Source organism: Cupriavidus sp. 05T313 (genome assembly GCF_056396665.1).
The window spans coordinates 1-21,167 of record NZ_JBFTLX010000111.1; the positions used below are offsets into that span (position 1 = coordinate 1).

Sequence of the window (21,167 nt, forward strand, 5' to 3'; positions counted from 1 at the left end):
ACCAGGCCGACCTGCAGGAATCGAATGACCGCCTCAAGGGCGACCTGGTGCTGGTGCGATACCGGGCCGCGCCCCATCGTTCCCCTTATGGGGATCGCAACCCGCTCATGCTGTCGCCCCAGGAGCGTGCCGGGGCCAACCTGATGCAGGTACTCGCCGCCAATATGGCCAAAGCGYTGACGCCGTTTGAGACCGCTGCGATGTCSCACTTTGAAGATCCTGTGCCGCCGCCGGATGGCTGCCATGCGCTGTTCGAGGACCACATGCATGACTCGCTGGCGGGCTTCTACATGGCAGGSGCCGTGACCGAGCTCGATCGCAACACGGCCATCGAGAATGTGTGCCGCAAGCATGCGGCCAACCGGCCGCTCAGCGGGTTCGAGSTGAAGATCTACAAGGAAAACCGGGCCTGGATCGACCGCCGGATGACGCCGCCGGAGGTTGACCAGGGGCCGAATTGCAAGGCCGAGATTGGCGCCGTCTTCCCGGTGCAGACCGATGCGGATGTCGGAGACCTGCGCGACTGGGTGATCGTGAGCCAGACCAACACGCGGCGGGAGGGCGGTGGCTACCTGCGGGACCGAGCCATCTTTAGCGAGCTGTAACGGGGACCAGTCCCGGCCGGCGCGRCAGGCACCCATTTTTTGAATGGTGTTCGGCACCGATTGGCGAACAATGTGCCGACCGGGTTGCCGTGACCGGAGCACGGTCTGTTAAATGCGGGCGTCATCGCCGAGGATCGAGGTATTGGGCACGAGCCGATCGTGTCCATCTATTCGATCAGGAAAATGATCGGCGGACTAGTCAAAGCCAACGCCAGCAAACCGGCGAAGTCACGCCAGCGCCAGTAACCTAACGGCATGCCTTCAGCTGCCGCCGCCGATATGCGGTCTGCCAGGGTCTATATTCCTTGGGCAACATGCGCCAACCGCAACCGGAGCGCAGACGCTGTTGGTTGCCGTCCCGGTTCTCGTGTTCGCGTTCCTCGCTGCGATGTCGGCGACCGGCTACGCGTGGCTGGATTGGCGGACTTACACGGTCGTCATGCCTGTCACGGTGCATGAGGATATCGTCGATGTGCCTTCGTCCGCTTTGGTTGATGAAAAACCGATCGTAGTCCTCGCTCCAGCTACCAAATGCAAGCTGACAGCGGGCCGCTGAAGCCCGCCTGTTTCACCGCTAACGTGTCGCCACGATAAAGAACCTCGGGAACGGCAGCAGCACGGAGCCGTCCGCCATCGGCGGATAGGCTCGCGCCACTTCCGCCGTATAGCGCTCCAGGTAGGCCGCCCGCTCCGCTTCGTCCAGCGGATCCAGGAACGGGCGCAGGCCGGTACCCTTGAACCACTCCACGATCGCGGCCGGGCCATCCGCCAGCGCGTGATGGTAAGTGGTGTGCCACACATCGACCGTGGCACAGTGCGCGCGCAACAGCGCGTAGTACCAGGCCGCGCCCGGCAGTGCGGTGCGCGCCTGCGCGGCGGCGGCCAGCTTGCCGGCCCACGGGCCGTCGGCGGCGACGTCGCGCATCAGGCGGTGCGCCGGCGTGTCCAGCGTGTCCGGCACCTGGATCRCCAGGCTGCCGCCCGGCGCCAGCTTGGCGGCGAGCGCGGGCAGCAGGCGCGCGTGGTCGGGCAGCCATTGCAGCACGGCGTTGGCGAGGATCACATCGTAGGGTCCCGGGTCGTCCCAGGTTTCGATGCTGCTGACTTCGAACTTCAGCTCCGGCAGCCGCTTGCGCGCGGCCTCGACCATGTCGGCCGAGCTGTCCAGCCCGGTCACGCGGGCGCCGGGAAAGCACGCGGCCAGCACCTCGGTCGAGTTGCCCGGGCCGCAGCCGATATCCACCGCCACGCGCGGCTCGCGCCCTGGCACGGCGGCCAGCAGGTCCCGGACCGGACGGGTCCGTTCGTTCTCGAATTTCACGTACTGCCTGGCTGACCAAGTCATTGCTGCTCCTTTGCGGGTTCGGTTCCGGTGCTTGGTGAATGCGTCGATACGCTGGCGTTCTTCACGCCGATGGCGGCCTCGCCCGGCGCAGCACGGCCTTGCCCTTCGCGGTGAGCAGGACCACAGCCTGCGCGCGCGGCACGCCCGCCGCGCACTCCATGTCGACCAGGCCGGCCGCGTTCGCGTCCTCCCACGCGGAAAGCCGCGGGCAGGAAGTGCGCCATGCCTCCATGGTGTCGGCATAGGTGCGCGGCCCGGCTGCCAGCCAGGCCAGGAATTCCAGCAGATTGCCTGCATGCGACGCGGCAGGCAAACCGGCATCCCCGGCCTGATCCTGCCCTCCAACCCTGTCTTGCTGCATGGCCGTGCTCCAGCGCGATGCGATTCACGCCGTCAGCATAGGCCCGAACTGCTATGATTTCCAATGCATCCTGAGTACAAAATCCATACCCTGAGAGTATCGCAATGATCGAGCTACGCCGGCTGCGCGCCTTCGTCGCGTTGGCCGAAGAAGGACACGTCACCCGCGCCGCCGAGCGCCTGGGCATGCAGCAACCGCCGCTCACGCGCTTGTTGCGCGGCCTGGAGGCCGAACTCGGCGTATTGCTGATGCGGCGCCTGCCGCGTGGTGTGCGGCCTACCGAGGCCGGGCTGGCGTTGCTGGAGGAAGCCCGCGCGGTGCTGGCGCGAGCCGAAGGCGTGGCCGAGGTGGTGCGCCGTGCCGCGGCCGGGGAGCAAGGGCGGCTCGCCGTCGGCTTCACCAGTTCCGCCGCCTCGCACCCTTTCGTCCCCGCCGTGCTGCGCAGGTTTCGCGAGAGCGTGCCGGGCGTTGCCGTCACGCTGGAGGAAGCCGGCACCAGCGAACTGGTGGACGCGATCCTGCATGAGCGGCTCGACGCGGCCTTCGTGCGCTCGCCGGTGGGCAGCACCACCGGGCTGTTGCTCGATGCCGTGCTGGAGGAGCCGATGCTGGCCGCGCTGCCGGCCGGGCACCCGCTGGCAGCGGATGCCGGCGCCTTGCCGCTATCGGCGCTGGCGCGCGAGCCGTTCATCCTCTACCGCCGCCCGGCCGGGCCGGGGCTGTACGACGCCATCCTGACCGCATGCCGCGCGGCGGGCTTCAGCCCGCTGGTGGCGCAGGAAGCGCCGCGCCTGCCCGCCACGCTGAGCCTGGTGGCGGCAGGCCTTGGTGTTTCTGTGGTACCCGCCTCCATGCGCCGCCTGGGCGGCGACGACATCGCCTACCGCGCGCTTGCCGGCAGCCCGTCGCTGACTGCCCCGCTGCACCTGGCGATGCGCCAGGCCAACCTGCCGGCAGCCGTCATGCGCTTGCGCGCGCTGGTGTACGAGATGCTGCCGCCGGAAGGGCCGGCCGCGTGAAGACCGGCATCATGGCCTGATTCGCGGGCATCCCTGATCTGCCCGGCAGACAACAGGCCCTGAAGAGCGGATTTCCGGTGCTCCGGCGCTGGTACACCAGCCCTCCGTAAGCGCCTTTCCGCCATCGCGGACGGCTACCGCGGGCGATCTGAGCCGGCCGGTCGAAATCCGCTCGCAAGATGAGATGGGCCAGCTTCTGTCGGGCATCTCCCAGATGCAGGACGGCCTGGCGCAAACCGTGCTGTCGGTACGCACCGGCAGCGAAACGATCGCGGCGGCAACCAGGCAAATCGCCGCGGGCAACGTCAACCTGTCATCGCGCACCGAGCAGCAGGCCGCCTCGCTCGAAGCAACCGCGGCCAGCATGGAAGAGCTGACCACCACCGTGAAGCAGAACGCCGATAACGCGCGCCAGGCCACGGTGCTGTCGGCAACAGCAACGCAAACCGCCAACCACGGCGGCGAAGTGATCCGCAACGCGGTCGCGACCATGGGYGAGATCAACGAAAGCTCCACCCGCATTGCCGACATCATCAGCATCATCGAGGGCATCGCCTTCGAGACCAATATCCTGGCGCTGAATGCGGCTGTGGAAGCGGCTCGCGCGGGCGAACAGGGGCGCGGCTTTGCCGTCGTCGCCGGCGAGGTGCGCACTCATGGGCGAGATCTCCGCCGCATCGGTCGAACAGAACAGCGGCATCGACCACGTCGCGCACGCGGTGAGCCAGATGGACGAAGTGACGCAACAGAACGCCTCGCTGGTCGAGGAGGCGGCAGCCGCCGCGCAATCGCTGGAGGAGCAAGCCAGCAGGTTGAAGGACACGGTGGCCGTCTTCAGGCTGGGCAACCAGGCCGTGGCCAGCGCCGCCAGCCGCGCGCCCGCGCCGAAGGCCGTCACTGTCTCGCCGCGGGGGGTTGCGCCGCGTGCAAGCGCTGCGGCTGCGCCGGCGGCATCCTCATCGGCTTCGGACTGGTCGTCCTTCTGAAGCCGATGCACGCTCGCCCGCGTCAGTGCCTGGCCAGTTCCCATGCGCTGCGCGACCGCCTGGCGTTCGCGGCAAGCCAGCCGCGCAAGGTGCGCGGGTACCTGAATGCGCGTCCGGATCAGTCCGGCGACCTAGTTCTCGCCGGCCACAAGCGACTTCGTGATCCGTTCGAGCACTGGCAGCCATGTGCCGCGCCCCGCGTCGCGGCAGGCCAGGATCAGCAGAAGCTCCTGGTCTGGCGTATAGATGTCGAAGTGCTGCACGTAAATCGTGCCCTGGTCGCCGCTTCGAGTGTAACTGATGGCAATGGCAGGCCAGCCGCCAACCGTCTCAAGTCGCGGACTGGTGATCGACAGCAATTGCCTGCCGGACTTCCTGAGCGAATCCCGGATCAAGCGTTCGAAGCCTGCGCCGAACGCCTTGAGCATGTCCTCATCGAATTTGCGCACCTGCCTGAACGAAACGCCCGGCGGCTGAATCGAGTTGATCACGACGGCTGCATACGGGCCACTGGGGTTCGACACGGCGTGAAGGAGGTTCAGCCGGTCCCCCCCCGATGCATGGCGCGTGATGTCGGTCGCGGCATCGAGCGTCACCTCGCGGCCCCGGCTTTGCGCCTCCGACAACAGCGTCCATCCCTTCGGCAACTGAATCTCAACGTGCCGCGGGAGCTTGACGGGCAATAGCGCTACGTCCTCGCCGCCCAGCCCGGACGCGGAATACGCGAGCACGCAGGCAAGCATGCCTGCCTGGATGAGCCTGCTGCAAAACCGTGCCATTCGGCCCCCTCCGCTCGCGACGCGTTGGTCTCGCAAGGCAATTCTAGGCCATGCCAGCGACGGCCGGTTCCGCGGTTTCAGGGAACACCGGGCGTCCCCGGACGCCAAGGTGCTTTCCGGCCTCGTCGCCGGACAGTCGCCCRCTGAATTCGCCGTGCAGAACGGCGTATCCGAGAACACGGTCCGCAAGCAGGTCGCCTCCCTGAAGTTCAAGATGAACGGCAGCCGGAGCGTGGAACTCGTAAGGCTCGCGCTCATGCACCGTTAATCGCGCTGGCGACGGCCACCGCCTCGCCAGACACGCCCCCTTCCGCCTCGTCGATGCCTCGTACCGAGGTCAGGCTTCGGCAACCGGGGGCGACGCGGCCATCCTTGCTCCACCTCCCCCTGCGCAGCGCGATCGCCTGCCTATCCCGCTGACGCGGCAAGTGGCGGTCTGCCGCCGCGCTGCGTCTCGCGCGCGTTTTCCGCTTCCACTTCAAGGGAGCCCGGGGCGCGCGCAGGCCCGCGCCGGTAAGCCAATGCGGCCGGCAGGCCAATAACCCTGTCGCGCTATCACCTTTGTATTCTTTTCGACACATTCAGTTACAATGCAAACGATATTGATAATGATTTGTATTTCTATTTATAAAGCAACAGGCCAACGGTTTCCCGCCATCTCCCCGGCCGTCTCGAAACATCCTGAAAATACCGATGAACCTGAACATGCCGAAGCGCGCCGCACTCCGCCAACCCCGCCGGAGGCGCCACACCGTTTCCCTGACCACCGTGGCATTGAGCCTCCAGGCCATCGGTACGGCCTTCGCCCAGGCGCCGGCGGCCCAGCCGTCAGTTGGCAAGGCGGATGCAGCGGAGCTGCCAGCGGTGACGGTGYGGGCCAGCAACGCCGACGAAACGCCGACCGGCCCGGTGCACGGGTTCGTGGCCAAACGCAGCGCGACAGCGACCAAGACCGACACTCCCTTGATGGAAACGCCGCAGTCCATCTCCGTGATCACCCGCGACCGCATCGAAGCGCAAGGCGCCCAGTCGGTGCAGCAGGCGCTGGGTTACAGCGCCGGCGTCTATGCCGGCCCGTATGGCAATGACAACCGGGGCGACTGGGGCAAGTTCCGCGGTACGGACTTCACGCAATACCAGGACGGTTTGCTCAACCAGGTCGGCTTCTATAACAACGTGCGCACCGACGTCTACGGGCTGGAACGCATCGACGTGCTGCGCGGCCCGTCGTCGATGCTGTTTGGCCAGGGCGCGGTCGGAGGGATCCTGAACCTTGTCAGCAAGCGCCCGCAGGCCGAAGYCGCCCGCGAGATCGGCGTGCAGTTCGGCAACTACAACCGCAAGCAGGTCCAGGCCGACCTGACCGGGCCGCTGGATGCCGACGGCAAGTGGCTGTACCGGCTGGTGGCCCTTGCGCGCGACAGCGATACCCAGGTCGACTACGTCAAGGACAACCGCTACCTGATCGCGCCCTCCCTCACATTCCGGCCCAGTGCCGACACGTCGTTCACTTTGCTTGCCAACTTCCAGCGAGATGAAAGCGGCACGTCGGTGGGCTTCTATCCCTGGCGCGGGACGCTGTACTCCAACCCGGCGGGCCAGATTCCCGATCACCTGTTCAGCAGCGAACCGGGCTTCGACCGGTACACCGCCGAACAGGCCTCCGTCGGCTACCAGTTCGAGCACAAGGCGAGCGACACCTGGACGGTGCGCCAGAACCTGCGCTATTCGCACAGCACGGTCGACTACCGCAGCATCTATGCGGCGGGCTTTACCGGCGCGACGCATGGCTGGGTGCCGGGCAGCGATACGCTGATGCGCCGCACGGTCTACCTGAACCAGCCCACGCTGAACGCATTTGCCATCGATAACCAGGCACAGGCGACATTCCGGACGGGCAGCATCGGCCATCGGCTGCTCACCGGCCTGGACTACCAGCACGCCGAGATTACCGGCCGCACCGGCGTGGGCGGCACCGCCGCGCCGCTCAACGTATTCAATCCCGTCTACGGCAACTTCGTCGCGCCGGCATCGACACGCGATCTCAACCCCAGCACACAGGCGCAGACCGGCATCTACCTCCAGGACCAGCTCTCCTGGAACAAGTGGCTGCTGATGCTTGGCCTGCGCTACGACTGGTCGCGCGCATCGCAGGACAACACGCCGTCGGCCTCGCGCGACGACAACGAACTGACTAAGCGATTCGGCCTGATGTACCAGTCCGACATGGGCCTGAATCCATACGTGAGCTACTCGGAATCCTTCCAGGGCCTCGCCGGTTTCAACAAGGCCAACCAGGCCTTCAAGCCGCTGCGCGGCTCCCAGTGGGAGGCCGGGATCAAGTACCAGCCGCCGGGCAAGAACGCCATGCTGACCGTGGCCGCCTTCGACATGCGGGAAAAGAACCGCAAGACCGCCGGCGTGGTCAACGGCATGCCGGACACCGTGCAGGTGGGCGAGGCGCGTACGCGCGGCATTGAAGTGGAAGCCACGGCCTCGCTGTCGAACCGGCTCGACGTGATTGCCAGCTACACCTACCTGGACGCCCGCGTGACCGAAGGCAGCGCCGCCGAAATCGACAAGCGCCTGGCCAGCACGCCGTCGAACATGGCCTCGCTGTGGGCAACCTACAAGTTCAACCTGTTCGAACTGCCGGGCTTCGCCGCCGGCGGCGGCGTGCGCTATGTCGGCCCGAGCTACGACGGCACGGACCAGAACAAGGTCAGCGGCGTGACGCTGTTCGATGCCATGCTCGCCTATGACCATGGCCCGCTACGCGTCGCGCTCAACCTGACCAACCTGTTCGACAAGCAATACGTCACCACTTGCCTGGCACGTGGCGACTGCTACTTCGGCGCGCGGCGGACCGTTGTGGGCAGCGTGACCTACCGCTTCTGAATCCGGCCGCGGGGGTGCCAGGCCGCGCGCTTGCTGCCTTCCTTCGATCCGTGCCTTGCGTAGCCCGTCGCCAGATGGCGTCGCTAATGGCTGATCATCCAGGGCCGCGTGCCGGGAAAGGACTTGGCGCCGTCCGGCTTGCCGGCCAGCCGGGCACTCCCCCCCGAGCAGCCGCAGCCGGGCCCGTGGCGGTGCCCCTGCGAACTGACCGGCGCATGGGCGCTGCGCTCGTTACCGGCATGCGCGGCACGCCGGGCCGACGGCATCAGCGCCAGCATCGTCGCCGTGACCATGCGCGGCGCTTCCTGGCCGCAGCCGGGACACGCCTGAGGCGCATCGCGATCGTCGATGCGCCGCACCGCGCTGAAGGTGCCGCAATCCACGCACGCGTATTCATAAATGGGCATTCAGGTCTCCGCTCGGTTGGAACCGGCCGGCGCGGTCCGTGCGAATACGGGAATCCGCGCCGGCCGCCGGTTGCTTCAGATCGCTTCACATCGACCCGGCGCTCGTCAGGCTACGTCAGGCCAGGTCGGGTGAGAGGAGCACATCGGCACCTCCCTTGATATGCACAGTGGGTCCATTGGCCTCCGGCCGGATATCGAAGTCGAAGATCTGCGTCGGTATCCATAGCGTGGCGCAGGAGTTGGGTATGTCCACGACGCCACTGATATGCCCCTGCACAGGCGCCGTGCCCAGGATGGCGTAGGCCTGCGCGCGCGAGTAGCCGAACTTGGTCAGGTATTCGATCGCGTTCAGGCAGGCCTGCCGGTAGGCGACGTTGACATCCAGGTAGTGCTGCTTGCCGCTTTCATCGACCGAGATCCCCTCGAAGATCAGGTAGTCGTTGTAGGTCGGCGTGATCGGGCTGGGCTTGAAGATGGGATTCTTGATGCCGTACTTCGCCATCCCCCCCTTGATCACGTTCACCCGCATGTGCACCCACCCCGCCATCTCGATGGCGCCGCAGAAGGTAATCTCGCCGTCGCCCTGGCTGAAGTGAAGATCGCCCACCGACAGCCCCGCGCCATCCACATACACCGGGAAATACACCCGCGAGCCGCGCGACAGGTCCTTGATATCGCAGTTGCCACCGTGCTCACGCGGTGGCACCGTGCGCGCGCCCTCTGCCGCCGCCCGTTTCGCGCCGTCGCCCTGGAGCTTGCCCATGTGCGCGGTCGCGGCGAACGGCGGGTTGGCCAGCGGCGGCACGCGGTCCGGGTCGGTCTTGATCAGGCCTACCTCGCGTTCGTTCCAGGTCTGCAGCAGCTTGGGATCGGGCAGGCAACCGATCAGCCCCGGGTGGATCAGCCCCGCGAACTGCACGCCGGGCACGTGGCGCGACGTGGTGTAGACGCCGTGGAAATCCCAGATGGACTTCTGCGCCTGCGGGAAATGGTCCGTCAGGAAGCCACCGCCGTTCTTCTTCGAGAAGAAGCCGTTGAAGCCCCACTGGCTCTCCTGCTTGGCGCCCACGTCGAGCAGGTCGACCACCAGCAGGTCCCCCGGCCCGACGCCATGCACGCCCACCGGCCCGGACAGGAAGTGGACGATCGACAGGTCGATGTCCCGCACGTCGTCCGCGGACTCGTTGTTCTTGATGAAACCGCCGGTCCAGTCGTAGGTTTCCAGGATGAACTCGTCGCCGGGATTGACCCAGCAGGCCATCGGGATATCCGGGTGCCAGCGGTTGTGCACCTTCTCGTTCTCGTACGCCGACTGCGCGAGATCGACCTTGATAAGGGTATCTGCCATTTGCCTGTCTCCTTGGTGTGGATCCGGTCAATCGCCGGATTGCGGCCGTGAAACCATGCAGCCGTGGTGGCTGCCTGAACCCGCTTCGTCGTGCGCGATTACGCGCCCCGTTGCTGTCTATTTGAATGACTCGCTCAGCAGCAGATAGCCCGGCAGCCAGCCGGTCGCGATGCCTGCCAGGACCGTGGCGAAACCGGTGAACTTCAGGATGGGGCGCTGCATCGCGAGCAACAGGAAATACAGGAACCACAGCACGCCCCAACCGACCCAGCACCAGGCGAACCAGGTGTCCCAGACGGAGTTCGCGTTGCGCAGCGCGTCGATGGCGACGGGAATCACCGTGACCGAGACGAACAGGCTGAACCAGCCAAGGCCGCGCCCGTCGGCACCATTGAAGCGGTTGAGCGCAACCCACAGGTAGGTGAAGGTGAACAGCAGCGTCAGCGCGCCGGCCTTGATCGATGCGCTATCCGCCTCGCCGCCAAAAATGAGCCGCAGCGACACCAGCATCGTTACCCCGCCGGCGAAGATATTCACGACCCAGATCTCGCGGTCGCCAATTTTTCCGAGCAGCCAAAGGCCGTTCAGGCATAGCACTGCTCCGACGTACAGCAAGGTCAGGCCTAGCATGGCGTGTCTCCCCCGTAAGGTGGTCTTGTTTTATTGGGTGTTCGTGTTCGTGGCCCTGGCGCCGCGCGCTGCCGTGTGGCGACGGATCAACTATATGCTGGGCCGTGCTCATGCGAATCCCTCACGGCGAGGATTTCCGTCTCATCCGGCTGGGTGAGGCGAGTTCACCCAGGCGCATGAGGCAACGGCGCAAGCGGGATACGAAACACGCGTGTCGGTTCGCGCCGGGGAAGGATGGTGCGCCGCGCCAATGCGGGCCTGCGCGGACCCCGGCCCGCAAGGGTTTTGCCGCGTCCGGGCGCTCAGGCCGGCGGGCAGTGCTGGGCGTGCAAACGCACCAGTTCCATCTGGCCGTGCGTGTTGGTCTTCTGGAAGATTTGCTTGAGGTGGCTGCGCACCGTGTTATCGGAGACGTGCAGCACCTCGGCCAGGCTGGCGATCGAGTGGCCGGCAAAGACCAGCGCGTTGACCCGCGCCTGGGCCTCGCTCAGCTTGAACTGGCGCGCGAACAGGCAATCGTGGTGCGCGTGCTCCGTGCCCTGCCGGCGCGCGCTGACCACCACCACCGCGCGCTCCTCGCCCAGGCCGGTACGCAAGGACGCGTCGGCGGCCTGCAGCGTCAGTGTGGTGGGCAACGCAAATCCCGGCGCGCAGACCGACAGCACCTGGGTCGGCACCAGCGCGGCATGACCCGCGTGGGCATCGCGCATGTCGCCGGCACCGCGCGCCAGCCCGGCCAGCATCTCGCGCAAGGCACGGTGATCGGTGGGCATGACGGCGGCGAGATAGTCCCCGTCCCGGTACAGCCCGCTGCCCTGCCCGCACAGCGCCTGGGCACTGCGGTTGCAATAGACGATGCGTCCGTCCTGCTCCACCAGGAAGGTAGCGCTGGGATGGCCGTCGATGATGCGCATCAGCGCCTGGCTCAGGTCGGTGGCGCTGTGCCGTTGCCAGCGGTTCTCCAGCGACAGCGCCATATGCGCCAGCAGCCCGCGGAACTCGGTCTTTTCCTTTGCGCTGAATCGCCGCTGGTCTTCGCGCCGGTACAGCTCAAGGAAATAGACCACGTCTGCCTCGCGGGCGACGACCCCGCACAGGCGGTGCAGGTATTGATGGGGCCGCAGCAGCGCATGATAGAAGTCCGTCCTGACCAGGTCGCTGCTGCTGAGCATGTCGTCGCCGCCGATCACCTGCAGCGGCTGGTAGGCATTGCTGGAGAGAAACCAGGGATTGCGTGGCGAGTATTCCGCGAAGGTGCGGAAGAACGCCGCATCATCCGGCGCGCCGCACAGTACCGCTCCCTGTCCCCCAGCCAGGTGCCGCCGTGCCAGCACCGCCGTGCCCGCGGAGAACTGGTCGCGCAGCAGCGCGATGACACCGCGCAACCCTTCGTCGTCGCGCGCGGCGTGGATGCGGTAGACCAGCTCACCGTTCAGGGGATCGGCGCTATCGGCATTCTTGGCGGTCAACCGCGCGTCCTCCATGACTTCAGGCACAGTGGATTCGGGCAGCGCTCGGGTAAATGCCGTCTGCCCCGCTCTCTTCAAAATGAGGATTGCCGGCCAGTGTTTCCGCTGGAACCTCAAAAGTCAAGACGCGTGCGTCTGCTGCCGCGCAGCATTCCGGCCGTGCGCTATCGCTGCGTCCGTCCCCTCCCGCGCGTGGGATGCATGTCATTGCGCAGGGACAGGATTCAGTCAATAATCGAAGCGCTCGCTGCCAACCCTCCGCCTCGACTCGCATCCATTCGACCCCGATCGCATACGCTTCCCCGGACCCGCATCGCACCCGACGCCCCCACGCCATGCGCATCAAACGAGAATATCAATCCTGGGTCGCGAATGAAACGCTGGAGGATTACGCGCTGCGTTACGCGGCGCGCTCGTACCGGCGGTGGTCCCCGTTCACGCTGGCCAACACAGCCATCGGCGGCGTGTCCTTCCTGGCGCTCGAGGCGATAGGCGCCAGCATCACGCTTAGCTTCGGCTTCCAGAATGCGTTTCCGGCCATCCTGCTGGTCTGCCTGCTGATTTTCCTGATCGGCCTGCCCGTGGCCTACCACGCCAGCGTGGCCAATGTGGACATCGACCTGCTCACGCGCGGCGCGGGCTTCGGCTACGCCGGGTCCACCATCACCTCGCTGATCTACGCGTCCTTCACCTTTATCTTCTTCGCGCTGGAATCGGCCATCCTGGCCCAGGCGCTGACCATCGCCACCGGGCTGAACCTGACCCTGGGCTACCTGGTCTGCTCGCTGGTGATCGTGCCGATGGTGTTCTTCGGCGTCACGCTGATCAACAAGCTGCAGATGTGGACGCAGCCGCTGTGGGTGCTGCTGCTGGTGCTGCCGTTCGTCTATATCCTGCGCCACGATCCTGGCGTGCTGGCGCAATGGGCCGCCTTCACCGGGCGCGACGGCGCCTCGCCCGCCTTCAACGTGCTGGCCTTCGGCGCCGCCACCGGCGTGCTGTTCTCGCTGATGGGACAGATCGGCGAGCAGGTGGACTACCTGCGTTTCCTGCCTGAGCGCACCGCGCAGAACCGGTGGAGCTGGTGGAGCGCGCTGCTGCTGGCGGGACCCGGCTGGATCCTGATCGGCGGGCTCAAGGTGCTGGCGGGCAGCCTGCTGGCGGTACTGGCGGTGCAGGCCGGCCTGGCCACCGGCAAGGCCATGGAACCCATGCACATGTACGTGTGGGCGTACGGGCAGGTCTTCGACCAGCCCGAGTTGGTGATGGCGGTGGCGCTGCTGTTCGTGGTGGTCTCGCAGATCAAGATCAACGTGACCAATGCCTACGCGGGCTCGCTGGCCTGGTCCAATGTGTTCGTGCGGCTGGCGCACTACCATCCGGGCCGCGTGGTATGGCTGGTGTTCAACGTACTGATCGCGCTGCTGCTGACGCTGCTGGGCATCTTCAGCACGCTGGAGGCCGTGCTCAGCGTTTATTCCAACCTGGTGATCGCCTGGCTCGGCGCGCTGGCGGCCGACCTCGTCGTGCTCAAGCCCCTGGGCATCAGCCCGCGCCACATCGAATTCCGGCGAGCCTACCTGTACGCATTCAACCCGGTGGGCTGCGGCGCCATGCTGATCGCCTCAATGGCAGGCATCGGCGCTTACTCCGGCCTGCTCGGCCCCCTGGCGCAAGCCTATTCGGCCTTTATCGCGATGGGCGCCTCGTTCGCCAGCGCCATCCTGATCGCCTATGCGACCGGCGGCCGCTACTATATCGCGCGCCAGGAACCGCAGATCCGCGCCGCCAGCACCGACGAGCCGCTGCGCTGCTGCATCTGCGAGCGCGACTATGAAGCGCCGGACATGGCCCACTGCCCCTTCTACGAGGGGCCGATCTGCTCGCTGTGCTGCGGCCTGGACAACCATTGCCACGATGCCTGCAAGGCGCCCGGCGCCGCCGCGCAGACGCAGGCATCGCCGCGCGAGAGCAGCTTCCTGCGGATACTGCCTCCGCATTTCCTGCGCCGCCTGGTGCGTTTCCTCGGCCTGTTCGTGATCGCGTCGGCGGCCATGGGCGCGGTGTTCCTGCTGGCCTACCGGCTCCTCGGCGAGGGCGCCCCGCCGTCCGCCGGCGGGCTCGGGGACCTGCTGCTGCGCGTGTACTCGGCCACCCTGCCCCTGCTCGCATTCGGCGCGTGGTGGATCGTGCTGTCGCACGAGAGCCGCGAGCTGGCGCAAGCCGAACTGATGGAATCGCTGCGGCATCTCGAATCCGCGCGCAAGGACCTGGTGGAAGCCGGGAAGATGGCATCGCTGGGCGGACTGGTGGCGGGGGTCGCGCACGAGATCAATACGCCGGTGGGGATTACCGTCAGCGCCGCGTCCTACCTGCAGGACCGCACCAGCGCCACGCAGGCGCTGGTGGCAGGCGGCGGGCTGACGCCGGCGGAGCTGGAGCGCTACCTGTCGGACGCCGCGCAATCCGCCCGGCTGCTGTTGTCCAACGCCAACCGCGCGGCGGAGCTGGTGCAGAGTTTCAAGCAGATGGCGGTCGACCAGACCAGCGAAAAGCGGCGCAGCTTCGATCTCGGCGACTACATCCGCGAAACCGTGGTCAGCCTCGACCCCAGGCTGCGCGACACGCGCGTGGCGTTGCAGATCGACTGTCCGGCGGGCATCGCCATGACCGGCTACCCTGGCGCGATCGCCCAGATCCTCACCAACCTGATCATGAACTCGCTGGTGCACGCCTTCGGCGGCGGCGACACAGGCCCAGTCCGCGGCGCCATCCGCATCGCCGCGCGCCACGCGCCCGGCGACGAGGTGGTGATCCGCTACGCCGACAACGGTTGCGGCATACCGGACGCGCTGCACGAGAAGATCTTCGAACCCTTTTTCACTTCGCGCCGCGGCAAGGGCGGCAGCGGGCTGGGCCTGCACCTGGTCTACAACCTGGTTACGCAGCGCCTGGGCGGCACCATCGCGGTGGGCAACGGCGTCAGCCAGGATGGCGGAGGCATTGTCTTCACCATCCGGATGCCGAGAGTCACGCCCGCCACGAAGGCCACCATTCCGATCGCGTCCGTAAAGAGTCCGTCATGAACACCTCCTTGTCTGTGCCCCCGTGGCAGGTCCTGCTGGTCGACGACGATCCCGACGTGCACGAGATCACGCAGCTGGTGCTGGCGGACCTGACGTTTTCCGGCCGCGGGATCCAGTTCCACAGCGCCTACTCCGGCGAAGAATGCAAGGCGTACCTGGCCGCGCATCCGGACACGGCGCTGGTGCTGCTCGACGTGGTGATGGAAACCGATGACGCCGGCCTGGAGACGGTGCGCTACATCCGCGAGCAACTGCGCAACGCCGACCTGCAGATCGTGCTGCGCACCGGACATCCGGGCATGGCGCCGGAGCGCGAGGTCATCACCGGATACGAGATCAATGGCTACTTTCTCAAGACAGAACTGACAGCGCAGAAGCTGACGTCCGTCGTGATCGGCGGCCTGCGCACGTACCAGTATGTCAAGGCATTGCAGCAGGCCAATGCGCTGCAACCGGAGGGTGGCGTGTCCGCCGCCCGTCCATTGCCGGACCTCGCAAGCGCTGCGCCATCCGGCGGCCCGGGCGTGGAAGACGCCATAGAAGAGAGCTTGCGCGGCGGGCAGTACCGGCTGCAAGCGGTGTCCCAGTTCGACTTGAGTTCCGCCGCCATTGCTGCCATCGCACTACTGCCGGAGTGGCCGGTAGCGCGCGGCTGGATGCCGCATACCGAGATCGCCTGCCGAATCCGCCGGCCCGGCCTGATTACCGAAATCAACGCCGCGCTGCTGCGCCGCGCCTGCGAGCTTGCGCAAGCCTGGCACACCGACCCGCAAGCCGCCGTATCCAGCCCGACCCGCGTCAGCGTTCCCATCCTGCTGCCGCAGGTGGCCGGCGCGGAGGAATCCGCGCTGCTGGCCTTGCCGGAGCTGCTCAGGCAGTCCCTGCGCGAGACCGGCCAGCCCGGCAACCAGCTCGACCTGCAGCTACCCGGCATCCTGCTGGGCACGGCCACGGAAGCCGCCCGCCTCGCCTGCGCCCGGATCCAGGAGCAAGGCGCGGCGGTCACGCTGGCCGACGTGGGCAACACGCCGATCTCCCTCGAGAACCTGCAGCGCCTGTTGCCCGACCGGCTGCAGATTCCGCTTGGCTACGTGCGCAACGTGGCCACCGACGCCAGGCGCGCCGCCATCGCGCGAGCCGTGATCGCGCTGGCGCATACGCTCGGGATGCAGGTGCTGGCCAACGGGCTGGCCAGCACGGACGAGCTGCAGTTCTTCAAGTGGGAAGGCTGCGACCACGGGCAGGGAGACGTGCTGGGCACAGCGTGGGAGACGACGGCGTGGATGAAGGCGGCCGCGCGGAAGTAGGGATGGCACGGCAGGTTCCTGCCTGGGTTTTGGCCGCTGCCTGCCACCCACCCGGCCCGCAACGACAGGAGGGCCAACCTCTTCCACGACGTTCCACTGGGCGTTATGTCGCGGTAGGAATGCCCATTACTAGGCACCCCCCGCACAGATCCCGGCGTGCGCGATTCGCGCACCGGGCTCCTGCCTCGGGTGTTTGGCGGTGAACCGCACAACAGGCCAAGAATGAAGGACTCGGGCAGGTGGAAGCCAATCCCTTTCCAGTCGCTTGATCAAAGCCCACGTAGTGTTGTCCTTCTGGCTGCCGGTATCGTAGGTCACCGAGTGCGCCTCCACCGGGGACACCACCTCCCATCGATGCAACACTCTTTCGATGGCTGCATTTATGAGCGTGGTGTCCCGCGCGAGAGCGCCTGGATCGCCGTGGTGTCGAACTTGCCGTCTTGAAGCACGGGGACCGGCTCGACGCCGAGCAAGGCAAACCACTCCACCGTCTCTTCCGAACCGAGGCATACGTTCCGCGCGTTCCAGACCGAGAATCCCATGAAGAAGGAAGCCAGGTCCCGGTAACGGATCGAATGCGTCGCATCGATTACGCCACGGTGCGAAGGGGGCTGTGACTGCGCGCCGATCCCGGCATAATCTGCAGGAAATACAAAACGAGCCAATTCAATCCATGAACGACTGTCGCCGATGCAGTCACCCAGGCCCGGCCGTTCACCGGGGCGCTGGCGAACCGGAAKCGCTTCCCCACCGCGTTCCGGCCCCTGGGCTGATCGGGAGGCCTGCGATCTTGCCGGCGGTCTTGATGGCATTGGCACTCGCTTACAGCCACGACGGCCGGGCGGCGCCGCTGCGCGCGTTCACCATCGAGGACGTCGCGTCCGAAGCGAAGTCCCAGTGCTACACCGAATGGCCAGCCTATCCGGCGGAACTCGGCCGGGCCGGGATCCGCGGCCGCGCGTCGGTATCGATGTCCATCGCGGCAACAGGCAAGGTGGCGTCGGTGTCCATCAAGGTCAGTTCCGGCAACGCCATGCTCGACGGCCTGGCCCTGGCAAACCTGCGCAAGGCCGATTGCCAGCCGTTCTGGAGCGCCGAAACCGGGCAAGCCATCCCCGGCACCGCCGTGGTGCAGGTCAGTTTCCCGCCCGACAACGCCGACGTCCCGAGACGTCCCCAGCCAGAGCAGCTTGCGGTAGCCACCGAAGATAGGGTTGCGGRGCCGCCGCAGTTGTTCCCGCCTACCTACGATGAAGCCGTCACCGCGCTGATCCGCGCGTTCGATGTCGGCGCCATCCTTGCCGTCGGCCTGGACCAGGCGTTCGCAAGGCTGCCTGCGAAGATCGGACCGATCCCGAAAGACCGCTACGTGGAATGCACCCGTACGAAGCTCTCGCCCGATCTGGTGGAGAAGGCTGTCAGGCCTGCGCTGGCGGCGGAGATACAGGATCCCGGCCTGACGATGCGGCTGGCGCGCTTGCTCGGCTCTCCGATCGGGCGCAAGACCAAGGAAGCGGCGTTGTCGGGCAAGGCGCTGGCGGATGCGGGGATTACCGGGGCCGACCTGCTCGAGTTCAACCGGTATATGGAGAACCGGGACTTGAAAGCCTTTCTTGAAAACGGAGGCCTGCGCCGCATAAAGGATGCCGTCTCCCGCGTGATCGACGTGGAAAGCAAGGCGGCGGCGAACGCCTGCGTCAGGCAACTGATGCCGCTGTACCGCCTGAAGAACGAGCGTTCGGCGTGACCTCGCCTGGCACCCGCCGCATCCGAATCCCCGCGTGAAATATCGTTACAGTTGTATCCTGCGGCAAGGCAGCGGCAGGACTAAAGTCAGATCCTGCCTACTGCACGACGAGGATCGAAATGAGACATGGTTTCTTCTACGCGCTGGGTATCGGAGCGCTGGCCTGGGCGGCCTCCCAGCCCGCTCTGGCACGCGTCGATGTTGACCTGAATATCGGTGTGCCCGCGCCGGTGATCGTGGCGCCGGCACCCGTCTATGCCGCCCCGGCCTATCCGGCTCCGCCGCCCCCGGTGGTTTATCCGGCCCCGCCGCCTGGCTATGGGCCTCCCCCGGCCGTCTACGGACCGCCCCCCGCCTACGGCCCCCCGGTGGTGGTCGCACCCGCGGTGGTCATCGGGTGGCATGGGGACCGTTACTGGGACGGGCGCCGCTGGTGGGGACGCCGCGACTGGTACGCCTATCACCACCCCTACCCCTATCACCGCTAGCCGCCCGCGGCAGCCGGCGCTGCTTGTAGCACAGGCGCAACGGACCGGATGGAATTCTGTTAATTCTTATTACACGCAGGAAAACAAAAAGCCGCCCCGGCAAGGGGCGGCTTGTTTGTCTGGCATGAGCCTTGGTGGGCCTTGGTGAGCGTTAGTGGGCCTTCGTACCGATGACGAACTCTCCGTCCTGGTAATCCACCGGCACCACATCCTTGGCGGCAAACTTTCCCTCAAGGATGGCGCGCGCCACCGGGTTCTCGATCTGCTGCTGGATCGCGCGCTTGAGCGGACGCGCCCCGAACACCGGATCGTAGCCAGCGCTGGCGATCTTGGCGATGGCAGCCTCGCTCACCTCGAGCGTCATGTCCATGCGCGCCAGCCGTGCCGTCAGCCGCTCCAGCTGGATGCGGGCGATCGACTCGATATGTTGCTGGTCGAGCGAATGGAACACCACCACCTCGTCGATGCGGTTGAGGAACTCGGGCCGGAAATGCGTTTTCACTTCCTGCCACACCGCGCCCTTGACCGCCTCGTGCGGCTCGCCTGTCATCGCCTGGATGATGTGCGAACCCAGGTTGGAGGTCATCACGATCACCGTGTTCTTGAAGTCCACCGTGCGCCCCTGGCCGTCGGTCAGGCGGCCGTCGTCCAGTACCTGCAGCAGCACGTTGAACACGTCCGGGTGGGCCTTCTCGACTTCGTCAAGCAGGATCACGCTGTACGGCTTGCGGCGCACGGCCTCGGTCAGGTAGCCGCCTTCTTCATAGCCCACGTATCCCGGCGGCGCGCCGATCAGCCGGCTCACGCTGTGCTTCTCCATGAACTCGCTCATGTCGATGCGGATCAGGTGGTCCTGCGAATCGAACAGGAACTCGGCCAGCGCCTTGCACAGCTCGGTCTTGCCCACGCCGGTAGGACCGAGGAACAGGAACGAGCCGTAAGGCTTGTTCTCGTCCGACAGGCCGGCACGCGAGCGGCGGATGGCGTCCGACACCAGGCGCACGGCCTCGTCCTGGCCAACCACGCGGCGGTGCAGGTAGTCCTCCATCTTGATCAGCTTCTCGCGCTCGCCCTGCATCATCCTCGACACGGGGATGCCGGTCGCGCGGCTCACCACTTCGGCGATTTCCTCGGCGCCAACCTGCGTGCGCAGCAGCTTGTTGGGCTGCTTCTGCTCGCTGGCCTCGGCCGCGGTGGCGGCCTTCAGCTTGCCTTCGAGTTCGGGCAGCTTGCCATACTGCAGCTCGGCTACCTTGTCGAGCTTGCCCTCGCGCTGCAGGCGCGTGATCTCCAGGCGGATCTTGTCGATCTCTTCCTTGAGCGCGGCCGCGCCCTGGGCGGCACCCTTCTCGGCCTTCCAGATCTCTTCGAGGTCGGCGTACTCCTTTTCCAGGCGGCCGATTTCCTGCTCGATCAGTTCGAGACGCTTCTTGGAGGCTTCGTCGGTTTCCCGCTTGACCGCCTCGCGCTCGATCTTGAGCTGGATGGTGCGGCGCTCGAGCTTGTCCATCACCTCCGGCTTGGAGTCGATTTCCATCTTGATGCGCGCGCCGGCTTCGTCGATCAGGTCGATCGCCTTGTCGGGCAGGAAGCGATCGGTGATATAGCGGTGCGACAGCTCCGCCGCGGCGACGATGGCCGGGTCGGTGATCTCCACGCCGTGGTGCAGTTCATACTTCTCCTGCAAGCCGCGCAGGATGGCGATGGTGGCCTCCACGCTGGGCTCGTCGACCAGCACCTTCTGGAAGCGGCGCTCCAGCGCGGCATCCTTCTCGATGTACTTGCGGTATTCGTCCAGCGTGGTGGCGCCGATGCAGTGCAACTCGCCGCGCGCCAGCGCGGGCTTGAGCATRTTGCCYGCGTCSATCGMGCCYTCGSCCTTGCCSGCGCCGACCATGGTGTGCAGTTCGTCGATAAAAACGATGGTCTGGCCCTCGTCCTTGGCGATGTCCGACAGCACCGCCTTGAGCCGTTCCTCGAACTCGCCGCGGTACTTGGCGCCGGCCAGCAGGCCCGCCATGTCAAGCACCAGCACGCGCTTGTTCTTCAGGCTTTCCGGCACCTCGCCATTGACGATGCGCTGGGCCAGGCCTTCCACAATGGCGGTCTTGCCCACGCCCGGCTCGCCGATCAGCACAGGATTGTTCTTGGTGCGGCGCTGCAGGATCTGGATGGCGCGGCGGATTTCGTCGTCGCGGCCGATCACGGGGTCGAGCTTGCCGATACGGGCGCGCTCGGTGAGGTCCACGGTGTACTTCTTGAGTGCCTCGCGCTGGGTCTCGGCGTCGGCGCTGTTGACCGAATCGCCGCCGCGCACGGCTTCGATGGCGGTCTCGAGCGACTTGCGCGCCAGGCCGTTCTCGCGGGCGATGCGGCCGGCCTCGCCCTTATCGTCAGCCACGGCGAGCAGGAACAGTTCGCTGGCGATGAACTGGTCGCCACGCTTGATGGCTTCCTTCTCGGTGGCGTTGAAGAGCGCGTTAAGCTCGCGCCCGACCTGGACCTCACTGGTGCCCTGAACCTGCGGCAAGCGCTTGATGGCGGCATCGAGCGCGGTGGTCAGGCCGCCGACGTTGACGCCGGCGCGCGACAGCAGCGCGCGTGCGGCGCCGTCGTTCTGCGCAAGCAGAGCGCGCAGCACGTGCAGCGGGTCGATATATTGGTTGTCGTTGCCGATCGCCAGGCTCTGGGC

17 protein-coding genes and 2 pseudogenes are annotated in these 21,167 nt (G+C 66.4%); 10 read left to right on the forward strand and 9 right to left on the reverse strand.

Annotation, left to right across the window (positions count from 1 at the left end; all coding sequences use genetic code 11):
* Both AC1DKD_RS22585 and AC1DKD_RS22590 read left to right on the forward strand, forming a co-directional pair.
* Nucleotides 1-605: pseudogene (locus AC1DKD_RS22585) on the forward strand (hypothetical protein); the annotation flags it as partial.
* Nucleotides 606-951: 346 nt separating this feature from the next.
* Nucleotides 952-1,161 (forward strand): hypothetical protein, encoded by a 210-nt coding sequence (locus AC1DKD_RS22590; protein ID WP_441630729.1) that lies wholly within the window; start codon nt 952-954, stop codon nt 1,159-1,161.
* Nucleotides 1,162-1,179: 18 nt separating this feature from the next.
* Here the strand turns inward: AC1DKD_RS22590 and tam are convergent, their stop codons facing one another.
* Together tam and AC1DKD_RS22600 are read right to left on the reverse strand one after the other, a co-directional pair.
* The gene (gene tam, locus AC1DKD_RS22595) at nt 1,180-1,950 is read right to left on the reverse strand and encodes a trans-aconitate 2-methyltransferase (protein ID WP_477143725.1); all 771 of its coding nucleotides are present in this window, start codon (nt 1,948-1,950) and stop codon (nt 1,180-1,182) included.
* Nucleotides 1,951-2,011: 61 nt separating this feature from the next.
* A complete protein-coding gene (locus tag AC1DKD_RS22600) occupies nt 2,012-2,311 on the reverse strand; it encodes a hypothetical protein (RefSeq protein WP_441630731.1) in 300 nt (99 codons plus the stop codon).
* 104 nt (nt 2,312-2,415) lie between these two features.
* Between AC1DKD_RS22600 and AC1DKD_RS22605 the strand changes: the two genes are divergently transcribed.
* Nucleotides 2,416-3,330, forward strand: coding sequence for a LysR family transcriptional regulator (locus AC1DKD_RS22605; RefSeq protein WP_441630733.1), 915 nt, complete (start codon nt 2,416-2,418; stop codon nt 3,328-3,330).
* A 91-nt stretch (nt 3,331-3,421) separates the two neighbouring features.
* Nucleotides 3,422-4,316 (forward strand): annotated as a pseudogene (locus AC1DKD_RS22610) (methyl-accepting chemotaxis protein); the annotation flags it as partial.
* 131 nt (nt 4,317-4,447) lie between these two features.
* Here AC1DKD_RS22610 and AC1DKD_RS22615 read toward each other — a convergent pair.
* Nucleotides 4,448-5,059, reverse strand: a complete 612-nt coding sequence (locus AC1DKD_RS22615) for a hypothetical protein (RefSeq protein WP_441630734.1) — start codon at nt 5,057-5,059, stop codon at nt 4,448-4,450.
* Here AC1DKD_RS22615 and AC1DKD_RS22620 point away from each other — a divergent pair.
* Both AC1DKD_RS22620 and AC1DKD_RS22625 read left to right on the forward strand, forming a co-directional pair.
* On the forward strand, nt 5,058-5,363 hold the full coding sequence (locus tag AC1DKD_RS22620) for a helix-turn-helix domain-containing protein (RefSeq protein ID WP_477143726.1): 306 nt from the start codon (nt 5,058-5,060) through the stop codon (nt 5,361-5,363). The two genes, AC1DKD_RS22615 and AC1DKD_RS22620, sit on opposite strands and share 2 nt — an antisense overlap.
* Nucleotides 5,364-5,788: 425 nt before the next feature.
* Nucleotides 5,789-7,993 (forward strand): TonB-dependent siderophore receptor, encoded by a 2,205-nt coding sequence (locus tag AC1DKD_RS22625; protein WP_477143727.1) that lies wholly within the window; start codon nt 5,789-5,791, stop codon nt 7,991-7,993.
* Between the two features lie 83 nt (nt 7,994-8,076).
* Here AC1DKD_RS22625 and AC1DKD_RS22630 read toward each other — a convergent pair whose 3' ends face one another.
* From AC1DKD_RS22630 to AC1DKD_RS22645, 4 genes are all read right to left on the reverse strand, one after another.
* The gene (locus tag AC1DKD_RS22630; protein WP_441630740.1) at nt 8,077-8,400 is read right to left on the reverse strand and encodes an FmdB family zinc ribbon protein; all 324 of its coding nucleotides are present in this window, start codon (nt 8,398-8,400) and stop codon (nt 8,077-8,079) included.
* 115 nt (nt 8,401-8,515) lie between these two features.
* The gene (gene fmdA, locus AC1DKD_RS22635; protein WP_035873612.1) at nt 8,516-9,748 is read right to left on the reverse strand and encodes a formamidase; all 1,233 of its coding nucleotides are present in this window, start codon (nt 9,746-9,748) and stop codon (nt 8,516-8,518) included.
* Nucleotides 9,749-9,865: 117 nt separating this feature from the next.
* Nucleotides 9,866-10,378: an AmiS/UreI family transporter gene (locus AC1DKD_RS22640; RefSeq protein WP_035873613.1), complete on the reverse strand. Its 513-nt coding sequence runs from the start codon at nt 10,376-10,378 to the stop codon at nt 9,866-9,868.
* A gap of 302 nt (nt 10,379-10,680) precedes the next feature.
* On the reverse strand, nt 10,681-11,847 hold the full coding sequence (locus tag AC1DKD_RS22645) for a LuxR C-terminal-related transcriptional regulator (protein ID WP_441630743.1): 1,167 nt from the start codon (nt 11,845-11,847) through the stop codon (nt 10,681-10,683).
* A 335-nt stretch (nt 11,848-12,182) separates the two neighbouring features.
* Here AC1DKD_RS22645 and AC1DKD_RS22650 point away from each other — a divergent pair, with 335 nt between their 5' ends.
* Nucleotides 12,183-14,933, forward strand: coding sequence for an ATP-binding protein (locus AC1DKD_RS22650; RefSeq protein WP_441630745.1), 2,751 nt, complete (start codon nt 12,183-12,185; stop codon nt 14,931-14,933).
* On the forward strand, nt 14,930-16,240 hold the full coding sequence (locus AC1DKD_RS22655) for an EAL domain-containing response regulator (RefSeq protein WP_441630747.1): 1,311 nt from the start codon (nt 14,930-14,932) through the stop codon (nt 16,238-16,240). Before AC1DKD_RS22650 ends, AC1DKD_RS22655 begins: the two co-directional genes overlap by 4 nt.
* Before the next feature lie 380 nt (nt 16,241-16,620).
* On the opposite strand, the gene AC1DKD_RS22660 is transcribed toward AC1DKD_RS22655, so the two are convergent.
* The gene (locus tag AC1DKD_RS22660; protein ID WP_441630749.1) at nt 16,621-16,905 is read right to left on the reverse strand and encodes an RNA ligase family protein; all 285 of its coding nucleotides are present in this window, start codon (nt 16,903-16,905) and stop codon (nt 16,621-16,623) included.
* 140 nt (nt 16,906-17,045) lie between these two features.
* Between AC1DKD_RS22660 and AC1DKD_RS22665 the strand changes: the two genes are divergently transcribed.
* Complete coding sequence (locus AC1DKD_RS22665; RefSeq protein ID WP_477143728.1) at nt 17,046-17,987, forward strand: energy transducer TonB; 942 nt, start codon at nt 17,046-17,048, stop codon at nt 17,985-17,987.
* Between the two features lie 119 nt (nt 17,988-18,106).
* On the forward strand, nt 18,107-18,475 hold the full coding sequence (locus AC1DKD_RS22670) for a hypothetical protein (protein ID WP_441630753.1): 369 nt from the start codon (nt 18,107-18,109) through the stop codon (nt 18,473-18,475).
* Nucleotides 18,476-18,626: 151 nt separating this feature from the next.
* On the opposite strand, the gene clpB is transcribed toward AC1DKD_RS22670, so the two are convergent.
* On the reverse strand, nt 18,627-21,167 hold a 2,541-nt coding region (gene clpB / locus AC1DKD_RS22675; RefSeq protein ID WP_477143729.1), incomplete at its 5' end, for an ATP-dependent chaperone ClpB.